The 12,695-nt window shown below is 53.7% G+C and carries 12 protein-coding genes; 3 read left to right on the forward strand and 9 right to left on the reverse strand.

All coding sequences use genetic code 11. The features are described from left to right. Positions 1 to 209: 209 nt before the first annotated feature. The 6 genes from lepB to rpoE all read right to left on the reverse strand — a co-directional run bounded on the left by lepB (position 210) and on the right by rpoE (position 5,868). Complete coding sequence (gene lepB, locus ACMGG3_RS12715; RefSeq protein ID WP_014171215.1) at positions 210 to 1,184, reverse strand: signal peptidase I; 975 nt, start codon at positions 1,182 to 1,184, stop codon at positions 210 to 212. Positions 1,185 to 1,199: 15 nt separating this feature from the next. Then, positions 1,200 to 2,999 carry a translation elongation factor 4 gene (gene lepA / locus ACMGG3_RS12720; RefSeq protein ID WP_014171216.1) on the reverse strand — a complete coding sequence of 600 codons (1,800 nt, stop codon included), beginning with the start codon at positions 2,997 to 2,999 and terminating at the stop codon, positions 1,200 to 1,202. A 185-nt stretch (positions 3,000 to 3,184) separates the two neighbouring features. Next, positions 3,185 to 3,661 (reverse strand): SoxR-reducing system protein RseC, encoded by a 477-nt coding sequence (gene rseC / locus ACMGG3_RS12725; RefSeq protein WP_410378223.1) that lies wholly within the window; start codon positions 3,659 to 3,661, stop codon positions 3,185 to 3,187. Further along, positions 3,658 to 4,611, reverse strand: a complete 954-nt coding sequence (gene rseB, locus ACMGG3_RS12730) for a sigma-E factor regulatory protein RseB (RefSeq protein WP_047955969.1) — start codon at positions 4,609 to 4,611, stop codon at positions 3,658 to 3,660. The genes rseC and rseB overlap by 4 nt, the downstream gene beginning before the upstream one ends. Continuing rightward, the gene (gene rseA, locus ACMGG3_RS12735; protein ID WP_025203448.1) at positions 4,611 to 5,261 is read right to left on the reverse strand and encodes an anti-sigma-E factor RseA; all 651 of its coding nucleotides are present in this window, start codon (positions 5,259 to 5,261) and stop codon (positions 4,611 to 4,613) included. The genes rseB and rseA overlap by 1 nt, the downstream gene beginning before the upstream one ends. 31 nt (positions 5,262 to 5,292) lie before the next feature. Further along, positions 5,293 to 5,868, reverse strand: a complete 576-nt coding sequence (rpoE, locus tag ACMGG3_RS12740) for an RNA polymerase sigma factor RpoE (protein ID WP_006176728.1) — start codon at positions 5,866 to 5,868, stop codon at positions 5,293 to 5,295. A gap of 424 nt (positions 5,869 to 6,292) precedes the next feature. Here rpoE and nadB point away from each other — a divergent pair, with 424 nt between their 5' ends. Further along, entirely contained in the window at positions 6,293 to 7,912 is a 1,620-nt protein-coding gene (gene nadB / locus ACMGG3_RS12745) for an L-aspartate oxidase (RefSeq protein ID WP_047356628.1), read from the forward strand. Here nadB and trmN read toward each other — a convergent pair. Then, entirely contained in the window at positions 7,897 to 8,634 is a 738-nt protein-coding gene (gene trmN / locus ACMGG3_RS12750) for a tRNA(1)(Val) (adenine(37)-N(6))-methyltransferase TrmN (RefSeq protein ID WP_040018164.1), read from the reverse strand. The genes nadB and trmN overlap by 16 nt on opposite strands. A gap of 132 nt (positions 8,635 to 8,766) precedes the next feature. Here trmN and srmB point away from each other — a divergent pair, with 132 nt between their 5' ends. Continuing rightward, complete coding sequence (gene srmB / locus ACMGG3_RS12755; RefSeq protein WP_020882998.1) at positions 8,767 to 10,095, forward strand: ATP-dependent RNA helicase SrmB; 1,329 nt, start codon at positions 8,767 to 8,769, stop codon at positions 10,093 to 10,095. A gap of 53 nt (positions 10,096 to 10,148) precedes the next feature. Here the strand turns inward: srmB and grcA are convergent, their stop codons facing one another. Next, entirely contained in the window at positions 10,149 to 10,532 is a 384-nt protein-coding gene (gene grcA / locus ACMGG3_RS12760) for an autonomous glycyl radical cofactor GrcA (protein WP_013098327.1), read from the reverse strand. A 314-nt stretch (positions 10,533 to 10,846) separates the two neighbouring features. Between grcA and ung the strand changes: the two genes are divergently transcribed. Next, complete coding sequence (gene ung / locus ACMGG3_RS12765) at positions 10,847 to 11,536, forward strand: uracil-DNA glycosylase (RefSeq protein ID WP_014171224.1); 690 nt, start codon at positions 10,847 to 10,849, stop codon at positions 11,534 to 11,536. Positions 11,537 to 11,581: 45 nt separating this feature from the next. Here ung and ACMGG3_RS12770 read toward each other — a convergent pair whose 3' ends face one another. Then, positions 11,582 to 12,667, reverse strand: coding sequence for a tRNA/rRNA methyltransferase (locus ACMGG3_RS12770; RefSeq protein ID WP_025203443.1), 1,086 nt, complete (start codon positions 12,665 to 12,667; stop codon positions 11,582 to 11,584). Between the last annotated feature and the right edge of the window lie 28 nt (positions 12,668 to 12,695).

The following is a 12,695-nucleotide window of genomic DNA, read 5'->3' on the forward strand; positions in this document are numbered from 1 at the left end:
ATGAATGCGTCAAAAATGCAGCACACGAAACCGACCTGAGAAGACCAACGCGGTTTCGTGTGCCGTGGCACCCTTGCAGGGCCAACCTTAAACTTCGGGGGAATATTCTATACACAACGACAGGGGATGTCGTTAGTCCAAAGAGATTTATCGCTGAAATAATTCACGTAGCCGCTAATTAACGCGGCTACGCGTTCATTTAATGAGAATTAATGGATCCCGCCGATACGATTCAGGCGAACGCCGGTCGGCCATTCGCCTTCCTGCTTCTCAAAACTCATCCAGATAGCGGTCGCTTTACCTACCAGATTCGCTTCCGGCACAAAGCCCCAGTAACGGCTGTCCGCGGAATTATCGCGGTTATCACCCATCATGAAGTAGTGTCCCGGTGGTACGATCCAACTGGCCAGCTGTTGGCCCGGCTGCCGGTAGTACATCCCCACTTGATCCTGCGCGATTGGCACGGTGAGGATACGGTGGGTCACATCACCCAGCGTCTCTTTACGTTCAACCAGGCGAATACCGTCCTCTTTGGTCTCGCCTTTGGGCACCTGGAAGAAACCGCTGGTCGCTTCACCGCCGTTACGGCGAGCAAAGGTCTGCACAAAATCACTTGGCTCAACGTTTGAGTAAGTGATTGGCAGCGCGTTTTCACACGCGGTACCGGAGCTGCAGCCAGGCTGAACGGTAACTTCTTTCGCCACCGGATCGTAGGTGACTTTATCACCCGGCAGACCCACTGCACGCTTGATGTAATCCAGACGCGGATCTTCCGGGTATTTAAACACCACAATGTCGCCACGTTTCGGATGACCGGTTTCGATCAGCGTTTTCTGGTAGATCGGATCTTTAATCCCGTAGGCAAACTTCTCAACCAGAATAAAATCGCCAATCAGCAGCGTTGGCATCATTGAACCAGACGGGATCTGGAACGGCTCGTAAATAAACGAGCGGACAACCAGCACAATCGCCAGCACCGGAAATACCGATGCCCCGGTTTCCAGCCAGCCCGGTTTCGGGCCGACTTTCTTCAGGGTTTTCGCGTCCAGCCCATCGCCAGTGGCTGCCTGTGCGGCAGCCTGACGTTCATGGCGTTTTGGGGCGAAAATAAACTTATCCAGACACCACAACAAACCTGTCACCAGGGTAGCAATGACCAGAATCAGGGCAAACATGTTCGCCATGCCAACTCCTTAGGGTTATTTGCCGTCTTTACCAACATGAAGGATGGCAAGGAATGCTTCCTGCGGCAGTTCGACGTTACCGACCTGCTTCATACGCTTCTTACCTTCTTTCTGTTTTTGCAGCAGCTTTTTCTTACGGCTGACGTCACCGCCGTAGCATTTCGCCAGAACGTTTTTACGCAGCTGTTTCACAGTAGAACGGGCAATAATGTGGTTACCGATGGCGGCCTGAATCGCGATATCAAACTGCTGACGCGGGATCAGCTCTTTCATCTTCTCAACCAGCTCACGGCCACGGTATGGCGCATTGTCGTTGTGAGTGATGAGTGCCAGCGCATCCACACGCTCGCCATTGATCAGCACGTCCACACGCACCATGTTAGATGCCTGGAAGCGTTTGAAGTTGTAATCCAGTGACGCATAGCCACGAGAGGTAGACTTCAGACGATCGAAGAAGTCGAGGACCACTTCCGCCATAGGGATTTCGTACGTCAGCGCAACCTGATTACCGTGGTAAACCATGTTGGTCTGTACGCCACGCTTCTCAATACACAGCGTAATAACGTTACCCAGGAACTCCTGCGGCAGCAGCATATGACACTCTGCAATGGGCTCGCGCAGTTCTTCGATATTGTTCAGCGGCGGCAGCTTGGACGGGCTATCGACGTAGACGATCTCTTTGTTGGTGGTCTGCACTTCGTACACAACGGTCGGTGCCGTGGTGATCAGATCCAGATCGTATTCACGCTCCAGACGCTCCTGGATGATCTCCATGTGCAGCAGACCAAGGAAGCCGCAGCGGAAGCCGAAGCCCAGCGCCGTGGAGCTTTCTGGTTCATAGAACAGGGAAGCATCGTTGAGGCTCAGCTTGCCGAGCGCATCGCGGAAGTTTTCATAGTCGTCAGAGCTGACCGGGAACAGACCCGCGTAAACCTGCGGTTTAACCTTTTTAAAGCCTGGCAGCGCTTTGTCTGCCGGGTTACGTGCACCGGTCAGGGTATCACCCACTGGCGCGCCGAGGATGTCTTTAATGGCGCAGACCAGCCAGCCTACTTCGCCACATTTCAGCTCGGTACGGTCAACCTGTTTTGGCGTGAAGATACCCAGACGGTCAGCGTTGTAAACCTGGCCAGTACTCATTACCTTGATTTTGTCGCCTTTACGCATGGTGCCGTTTTTAATACGCACCAGCGAGACAACGCCCAGGTAGTTATCAAACCAGGAGTCGATGATCAGCGCCTGCAGCGGGGCATCCGGGTCACCTTCTGGTGCCGGGATATCACGCACCAGGCGTTCCAGCACGTCGGTCACGCCCACGCCCGTTTTAGCGGAGCAGCGCACCGCATCGGTCGCGTCGATGCCGACAATATCTTCAATCTCTTCCGCTACGCGCTCGGGATCGGCAGCTGGCAGGTCAATTTTGTTCAGAACCGGCACAACCTCGAGATCCATTTCCATCGCGGTGTAGCAGTTTGCCAGGGTCTGGGCTTCAACGCCCTGCCCGGCATCCACAACCAGCAGCGCGCCTTCACAGGCCGCCAGCGAGCGTGAAACTTCATAGGAGAAGTCAACGTGGCCTGGGGTGTCGATAAAGTTCAGCTGGTAGATTTCGCCATCAGCCGCTTTGTAATCAAGCGTAACGCTCTGCGCTTTGATGGTGATACCGCGTTCGCGTTCCAGGTCCATGGAGTCCAGAACCTGGGCTTCCATTTCACGATCAGACAGGCCACCGCAAATCTGGATAATACGGTCAGACAGCGTCGACTTACCGTGGTCAATGTGAGCAATGATCGAAAAGTTACGTATGTTCTTCATATAGTTAAATAATTATGCCTTACGAATTCCTGGAGGCCGCTGTTCTTAGCCTGACGTTTTTCAGTGCGAAAACGCCGCATTCTACACTACATCCCCGTTACCTGGAAATGTACTTAGCGCCAGGTATAGCGTGAAGAAATGACGTTTTCTGTTTTAGGACGTAAAAAAGGACAAAGCCCGATGGATCACCGGGCCTCAGAAGAGAGCGTCTCAACACGAAGCTGGTCGGGTTCCAGCCCAACGCTGAGAATAACAGGCTGCCACTCTTCGCGTGCGGCAAGCTTCGGGGAGAGAGCTTTGGCCAGCCAGAATCCCCCTACGCCGCCCAATGCCGCACCACACATGGCGGCCACATCGGTACCAAACAGCATCTGGAATACGCCGCCCATAACAAACAGCCCCACCAGCGGAGAGAGATAAACCAACATGGCGGACGTGAGCAAGCTACCTTCTGCAATTCCCAGCTCCACCTTTTGCCCCACCATCAGCGGCCGATCGCTTGGCACGGAAATGGTATGCGAGGTTTGCGGCCCGAGCTTATTCAGCACGCGGCTACCGCAACCGGCTCTGGAAGCACAGCTATTGCATGAGGCCTTAACATCACAGCTCACAAGCGCAATGCCATTCTGCCACGATACGACCGTAGCCCACTCTTTAATCATTGTGCAGTCCTGAATTTAATGCTGTCGGAAATACGCTTCGCCGTTTGTGGCGGTAATTCACCCACAATGGTGATCTCTGCGTTATCGCGAACCGTGGTGCTGACCGTCCTGCGTCCGGTACGAAGCATTTGTTCAGAACTGTTTGCCGATGCGCGGTTAATGTTCACCGAGAAACTGAACAAACCATCGGAATAAAGACGCGATTCAACCGGTGTTTCAATGGTTGGCAGTTGTCGACGGCTGCTGGAGACTTCGCTAAACCCTTGCGGGATCCAGGAAGGAACCCAGTTGAAGTTGACGGAATCACCCGCCGGTACCGAAAGCAGCGGCGGCAGGCTGGCTTTCGCCAGATTCTGCATACTATTACCCACCTGATTGTTCACGCTAAAGGAGATAACGCGGAACTGCTCCAGCGTTTCACCATCACGGTCAAGCAGGTCTACACGCATTGGCAGCTTGGTTTCGGCGTCAATCCAGACGATATAGCTGTAGCGCGTTCCGTCACGGGCAACAACGCGGATTACTTCGCACAGTCTGTCCGCAATGCGCGTACGCCCTACCGAAATGAAATCATAGTAAGGCGCAAGACGTTTGAAGTCGGTGTAGATAAGCGATGGCAGAGAATCGACGATATAATCGCCATTCAGCGTGAAAGGCTCCAGACCGGGTTCGAAATAACTGATTTCGTTACCACGCTGGACAACTTCCCGACGCGGGCCATCCATCTGTAAAAGCTGGGCGAGCGGCTGGTTATCAAGACGGGCATGGCGGTATCGTAACGACTCGACGCCCTGCTTATTGATACTGATAAATGCCAACTCGTAATTGAGTGACTGGCTGGCCAGATTCATTTGCTGCAACAACGCCCCGGATGAAACATCAGCCGAGGCGTTGGCAGAGAAGAACAGGCTACCCGCCATCAGAGACATGGCGAACCAAAGTTGCTTCATTACTGCGATTGCGTTCCTAAAGTTTGGTTTCCGGGCACCTGCACAGCCGCTTGCTGGGTTTGTGCCTGCTCAAACTGAAGCTGTTCAGAGTGCAGACGACGCTGCAACTCGTAATCCTGCAACATCGCATTAATGCGACGGCGTTGCTCCTGAACCTGCTGTTGCTGGCCGCCGCTGGCGGATGCATCAGCCGGAACACCCAAACTTACCGGGCTGGCTTTGCCCATCATCGGCAGTGTGTTGAACACTGGCGCTTCTGGCTGCTGATTAGTTTCAGACTGAGTATTATAGTGCTGGACGCCAACGATAACTGCAAGCGATACGCATGCAGCCACACCCATTTGGGTGAGCTGGCTGGCCCACGGACGCACCTTGTGCCAGAACGGCATTTTCTGCCACTGGTGAGGCGCAGGTTGAGCTTCAGGAATCAGCGGAGTGGTCTGACGGACAGGCTCATTTTCAATGGCCGCCATCACGCGAGCTGAGATATCGAAATGGAGAACCTCGCCGGTGTCACCGCGAAGGGTGTCACGGATGAGATGGTAACTCTCCCAGGTCTCTTGCATTTCGGGAGAATGAGACAGCTCGTTGAGCAGCTCACTATCCAGCGTTTCACCATCCATTAAAGCGGAAAGTTTTTCTTTCTGCATGCCTAATACCTTTTCCAGTATCCCGCTATCGTCAACGCCTGATAAGCGGTTGAACTTTATTATCAATTGCTTCTCGCGCACGGAAAATACGTGAACGTACCGTGCCGACCGGACAATCCATGATGGCGGCTATCTCTTCATAGCTCAGACCATCCAACTCCCGTAACGTAATTGCCATGCGTAAATCTTCCGGGAGCGACTCGATCGTGCGAAAAACGATTTGTCTCAGTTCTTCTGACAACATTAAGTTCTCAGGGTTCGAAATTTCTTTCAGCGCACCGCCACTTTCGAAGTTTTCGGCGTCGATTGCGTCCACATCACTTGAAGGCGGACGGCGGCCCTGAGCGACCAGATAATTCTTTGCCGTATTGACCGCAATACGGTACAGCCAGGTATAAAAAGCACTATCTCCCCGGAATGAATCCAGCGCGCGATAGGCCTTAATAAAAGACTCTTGTACTACATCAGGCACATCGCCTGACGGTACATAGCGGGAAACCAGGCTCGCCACCTTATGCTGGTAGCGCACCACCAGTAAGTTAAAGGCTTTCTGATCTCCCTTCTGGACCCGTTCAACCAGGACCTGGTCCGTTAACTGCTCGCTCATCCGAGGTAATGTCTCCCCAAACCTAAATTCCACGCGTTATCGAAACGCCACTCTTAAAAAACCGCACTTTGAGCAAGCACCGAATTAGAGTGTCTGATCTTCAATAAGTTCCGTAACGCCTTTGTTTTTGTTCATCGCGCCGCAGACTGTTCATTTTCTCTCATTATAAGTCTGTTCACGATACGCACCACTTTATGACAAGAAACATCTCTTTTCCCGCCAGAAGAGTAACGCAACCCAGTCTTTATTTCACCACAAAATCTGACGCTAACGATCTGCTTCGCAAAATATTTTCTTTCTTTTACGTGGTTTTAATCCTCCGCCTCGAGTTTAGCGGTTACAACTCACATCAAAAAAAACGTGCGATATCTCGCATTCGGATGCTATTCTGACCAAACGCTGTTTAGTAAATTAAACAAAAATCATGAACACAACACCTGAACTGCATTGTGATGTACTGATCATCGGTAGCGGCGCTGCCGGTCTCTCCCTGGCACTGCGTCTGGCCGAACATCAGAGCGTTATCGTTCTGAGCAAAGGGCCGATAAGTGAAGGTTCTACGTTTTATGCCCAGGGCGGTATTGCCGCCGTGTTTGATGAGACAGACAGCATTGCGTCGCATGTCGACGATACGCTGATTGCCGGGGCCGGGATCGTGGATGCACATGCCGCAGAGTTTGTGGCCAGTAATGCCCGTCATTGCGTGCAGTGGTTGATCGATCAGGGCGTATTATTTGATACACAGGTACAGCCAAACGGTGAAGAGAGCTACCACCTGACCCGCGAAGGCGGGCATAGCCACCGCCGTATCCTGCATGCCGCAGACGCTACCGGTAAAGAAGTCGAAACCACGCTGGTCAGCAAAGCCCTCAGCCATCCTAACATTCGGGTCCTTGAGCGCAGCAATGCCGTTGACCTGATTATTTCCGACAAGATTGGCCTTCCGGGTACGCGTCGTGTCGTGGGTGCCTGGGTCTGGAATCGCAATAAAGAGAAGGTTGAGACCTGTCAGGCGAAGGCCGTGGTGCTGGCGACTGGCGGTGCATCCAAAGTGTATCAGTATACCACCAACCCCGATATTGCCTCCGGAGACGGGATCGCCATGGCCTGGCGCGCCGGTTGTCGCGTGGCAAACCTTGAATTCAACCAGTTTCACCCGACCGCCCTGTTCCATCCTCAGGCGCGTAATTTCCTGTTGACGGAAGCCCTGCGCGGTGAAGGCGCATACCTGAAACGTCCTGACGGCTCCCGCTTTATGCCGGACTTTGACCCCAGGGGCGAGCTGGCACCGCGCGATATCGTTGCCCGCGCCATCGACCATGAAATGAAGCGTCTTGGCGTGGACTGCATGTATCTGGACATCAGCCATAAGTCGGCAGAGTTTATCCGCCAGCATTTCCCGATGATCTACGAAAAGCTGCTGGGTCTGGGGATTGATTTAACCCGCGATTCGGTGCCCATCGTGCCTGCCGCCCACTATACCTGCGGGGGCGTAATGGTTGACGATCACGGTCGCACCGACGTGGATGGCCTGTATGCTATCGGTGAAGTAAGTTATACCGGGCTTCATGGCGCGAACCGGATGGCGTCGAACTCACTGCTGGAGTGTCTGGTTTACGGCTGGTCTGCCGCGGAAGATATCACGAAGCGCATGCCTTACGCCCGTCAGACAGAAAATCTGCCTGCCTGGGATGAAAGCCGCGTGGAGAACCCGGATGAGCTGGTCGTTATTCAGCATAACTGGCACGAACTGCGGCTGTTTATGTGGGACTACGTCGGGATTGTGCGGACCACGAAACGTCTTGAACGCGCATTACGCCGTATCACAATGCTGCAGCAGGAAATCGATGAATATTATGCCAATTTCCGCGTATCCAATAATCTGCTGGAGCTGCGCAATCTGGTTCAGGTTGCCGAATTGATTGTTCGCTGCGCGATGATGCGCAAAGAGAGCCGCGGTTTGCACTATACCCTCGACTACCCCGATCAGCTGGCCGAGTCCGGGCCGTCGATCCTCTCCCCGCAGGTTCACATAAACAGATAAAACGCCTGGGTCAGAGCGGTGTAATCTTCGGAATAACGCTGGTCTGGCCCACGGATCACCATTCGGTCGTTAAAGCATTCACCTTCTTTGGGTGAGAGCGCCAGCAGCACGCGGTGCGGCAATCGCCCTTCGGTATCCGCAATATCGGTGCGTAAACGTAATTTCCAGCCAATCTCTTGCGCTATGCCAATAAACGCATTGCCGGTGCTTTCTGGCAGAACCACGCAGAAAAACCCTTCTTCTGAAATAAGCTCTGCGGCACTGATCAGCAGCGCCTTATGGTCGAGAGAGCCGGTATAACGGGCCTGTTCACGCTCAGGCGTTCCGCACTCAACTCCGGGCGCGTAGTAAGGAGGATTGCTGACAATCAGGTCGTAACGCGCGGTTTGCTCCGGCGTCCAGTCGAGCACATCTGCACATTCAACGTTAATCCGGGCGGCCCACCGAGATTCAGCCGCATTTTCACTCGCCTGCTCTGCCGCCTGCGCATCCAGCTCCACCGCATCTATGGTGACATGCGCTTCGGTACGTTGCGCCAGCATCAGCGCCAACAGCCCGCTGCCCGTCCCAATATCCAGAATACGCTTTACACCTGCGACAGGTGCCCAGGCACCCAGTAAAATACCGTCTGTACCGACTTTCATGGCACAGCGATCGTGAGCGACAAAAAATTGTTTAAACGTAAAACCATCGCGGCGCAACTGCGCTTTGAGTTGAGACATGTCAGGGCAACCTTCTAAGTGAAACTGGAGTAGCATAGGGGAAAGCGAAGTGGCCGCAAAGCGATATCCATACAAACAGATGAAGATTACAGCCGTAACGTCTATAATCAGCGCCCCACACAGAGGTAGAACATGACTGTAACGACTTTTTCCGAACTTGAACTCGATGAAAGCCTGCTCAATGCACTTGAGAGCAAAGGCTTTACACGCCCGACCGCCATTCAGGCAGCGGCCATTCCGCCTGCGCTTGAGGGCCGCGATGTGCTCGGTTCTGCGCCAACCGGCACGGGGAAGACAGCAGCTTACTTGCTGCCTGTGTTGCAGCATCTGCTCGATTTTCCACGTAAAAAATCAGGCCCGCCGCGTATTTTGATCCTGACGCCGACGCGCGAGCTGGCGATGCAGGTTGCCGATCACGCCCGCGAGCTGGCGGCCAATACCCATCTGGATATCGCCACGATCACTGGCGGCGTTGCGTATATGAACCACGCCGAAGTGTTCAGCGAAAACCAGGACATCGTCGTTGCGACGACCGGTCGCCTGCTGCAGTACATTAAAGAAGAGAACTTCGACTGCCGCGCGGTAGAAACACTGATTCTGGATGAAGCTGACCGCATGCTGGACATGGGCTTCGCGCAGGATATCGAACATATCGCGGGTGAGACACGCTGGCGTAACCAGACGATGCTGTTCTCTGCCACCCTTGAAGGGGACGCGATCAAAGACTTCGCAGAGCGCCTGCTGGAAGATCCGGTGGAAGTTTCCGCGACGCCGTCCACGCGCGAGCGCAAGAAGATCCACCAGTGGTATTACCGTGCAGATAACCTTGAACACAAGGTTGAGTTACTTAAGCACCTGCTGAAGCAGGACGATGCCACCCGTACCATCGTCTTTGTGCGTAAGCGCGAGCGTGTGCATGAACTGGCTGAAATGCTGCGTAATGCCGGGATCAATAACTGCTATCTCGAAGGCGAGATGGCGCAGGTTAAGCGTACCGAAGGGATTAAACGTCTGACTGATGGTCGCGTGAACGTGCTGGTCGCAACAGACGTTGCTGCACGCGGGATCGACATTCCGGACGTCAGTCACGTCATTAACTTCGATATGCCACGCAGCGGCGACACCTATCTGCACCGCATTGGCCGTACCGGCCGTGCCGGACGCAAAGGTATCGCGATCTCTCTGGTCGAAGCGCATGACTACCTGCTGCTGCAGAAAATTGGCCGCTACGTTGATGAGCCACTGAAAGCACGCGTTATTGATGAGCTTCGCCCGACCACACGTGCACCGAGTGAAAAAATGACGGGCAAACCGTCTAAAAAAGCGCTCGCAAAACGTGCTGAGAAAAAAGAGAAAGAAAAAGAGAAGCCGCGCGTGAAGCAGCGCCACCGCGATACCAAGAATATTGGTAAACGCCGTAAACCAAGCTCTGCCGCACCAGAGACGAAAACTGAAGAGTAAAAAAAAGCCGGGGAAAACCCCGGCTTTTTTATTCCCCCCCCGAGACTGAAACCTTACAGGCTTTCAGTAAAGGTACGCGCAATAACGTCGCGCTGCTGTTCCGGGGTCAGAGAGTTAAAACGTACTGCATAACCTGATACACGAATGGTCAGCTGTGGATATTTTTCCGGGTGCTTAACCGCATCTTCCAGCGTTTCACGACGCAGCACGTTCACGTTCAGGTGCTGACCACCTTCAACGCGCACTTCCGGTTTTACTTCCATTGGGATTTCACGGTATTCGATTTCGCCCAATTTGTTCACTGGAACGATTTCATCTTCAGCAAAACCCGCTTTCGCTACTACACAGCGCGCTTCATTTTTCTCGCTGTCCAGCAGCCAGAAAGAGTTGAGCAGGTCGTCATTTGCAGCTTTAGTAATCTGGATACCTGTAATCATGTGTTGCCTCCCTTAGGCTACATTAACTGGTGTCGGCCTCGCGCGGCCAATTGGTAAAACCATTGTTTCTTGTGTGTATATATATCACTCGCACCCCGGTCATTTATTGATTTAAATCAACAAAAACACCAACCACACAAAGAGTGTGGTTTGATTTTATTGTTCCAGATCAACTTCATTGCTTTGCCAGCTCAACTCCTTTCGCATCTATTCAAAATAAATTGAATGACTTACGATGATTTTATGCCTGGGATTTTGCACCCCGGGTTTTAGCGGTTAAGCTAGGCGCAGAATGTGATTCGCAGGAGAGCGAGATGACGACACCGTTGACCTGGCACGATGTGCTGGCAGAAGAGAAACAGCAGCCCTATTTTATTAACACCCTCAGCACCGTTGCGGCAGAGCGGCAGTCTGGCCAGACGATTTATCCGCCACAAAAAGATGTTTTCAACGCGTTTCGCTATACCGAACTCAGCGATGTGAAAGTTGTTATCCTCGGTCAGGATCCTTACCACGGACCGGGACAGGCTCACGGGCTTGCTTTCTCTGTACGTCCTGGGGTTGCTATCCCCCCTTCGCTTCTGAACATGTACAAAGAACTCGAAAAGACCGTGCCCGGGTTTACCCGGCCCACTCATGGTTATCTGGAAAGCTGGGCGCGCCAGGGCGTGCTGTTACTGAATACGGTACTCACCGTACGTGCCGGTCAGGCACATTCTCACGCCAGCCTGGGCTGGGAAACCTTTACCGATAAAGTCATCAGCCTTATCAACGAGCATCGTGAAGGGGTGGTGTTTTTACTGTGGGGTTCCCACGCGCAGAAGAAAGGGGCGATTATCGACAGGCAGCGTCATCATGTCCTGAAGGCACCGCATCCGTCACCGCTGTCAGCGCATCGTGGTTTCTTTGGTTGTAATCATTTTGTTCTGACGAACGAGTGGCTGGAAAAACGTGGCGAAACGCCAATTGACTGGATGCCAGTGTTACCGGCTGAGAGTGAGTAACGCATCGGATGTGCCCGTTTTAGCGGGCACATCCGACGCACAGTCTTATGCTTTATTCTGACGCCACCATTCCGCCAGCAGTACGCCAGTCGCAACGGAAACGTTCAGACTTTCAACATTGCCTGTACCGTCGATAGAGACGCTCAGATCCGCGCTGGAAAGCGCAGCATCCGACAGGCCATCACGCTCCTGACCCAGCACCAGTACCATTTTACGCGGCAGTGTTGCTTTAAACAGCGGCGTAGCGGCATGGCTGGAGGTAGTGACGATGGCATATCCCGCATTACGGAACTGCTCAATGGCATCCAGAACGCTGTCGCCGGTGATCGGCTGCACATGCTCTGCCCCGCCCTCTGCGGTACGGATCGCGGCACCCGATTCCAGCAGCGCGGCATCCTGTAACAGCACGCCTTTCACGCCAAAGTGCGCGCAGCTACGCATCATTGCACCCAGATTATGCGGGTTGCCCACATCTTCAAGTGCCAGCACGCAGTCATCGGCTTCCGCCTGGCTAACCCACTGCTGTACGGTAGTCCCGTTACGTTTTTTGATCAGGAAGCACACGCCACCGTGGTGTTCAGTGCCTGATGCTTTCGTCAGCTCAGCATCATCCACCACATGGTAGGCTTTACGGTTTGCCGCCATCCAGCGCAGCGCTTCTTTAAAGCGCGGGGTTACGCTCTGGATAAACCATGCGCGAACGATGCACTCAGGACGGCTCTGGAACAGCGCCTGGCAGGCGTTCTCGCCATAGACTCGGGTCTCTTCTGCACGCTGACGGCGCAGCACTTCCGGGTCAATAAAGCTTTTCCCGCTGATGCCGCCGTGATCGGCTTTTTCAGGCGCCTCATCACCAGGGGCGCGAGAAACGGTACGCCAGGGGGATGAACCCTCGCGCGAGAAATCATCGCGTTTGCGATCGTCACGCTTACGGTCATCACGTTTGCGGTCATCACCGCGGTTATTTCTGTCATCGCGGGCGGGGCGACGGCCACCGTCTGCACGAGAAGACGCCGGACGCCCGCCACCTTTTCCGGTACGCGGATTTTGGGTGCGTTTATCAGAGTCATCATCACTGCGGACATACATCACTTTGACCTTGCCGCTTTTGTTTTTCATTTCGTCGTTCATGCTTTTCTCCACCAGCGCTGCGCGAAGC

It is taken from the genome of Enterobacter sp. BNK-18 (assembly GCF_047456135.1).
In the GTDB taxonomy this organism is placed as follows: Bacteria; Pseudomonadota; Gammaproteobacteria; order Enterobacterales; family Enterobacteriaceae; genus Enterobacter; species Enterobacter ludwigii.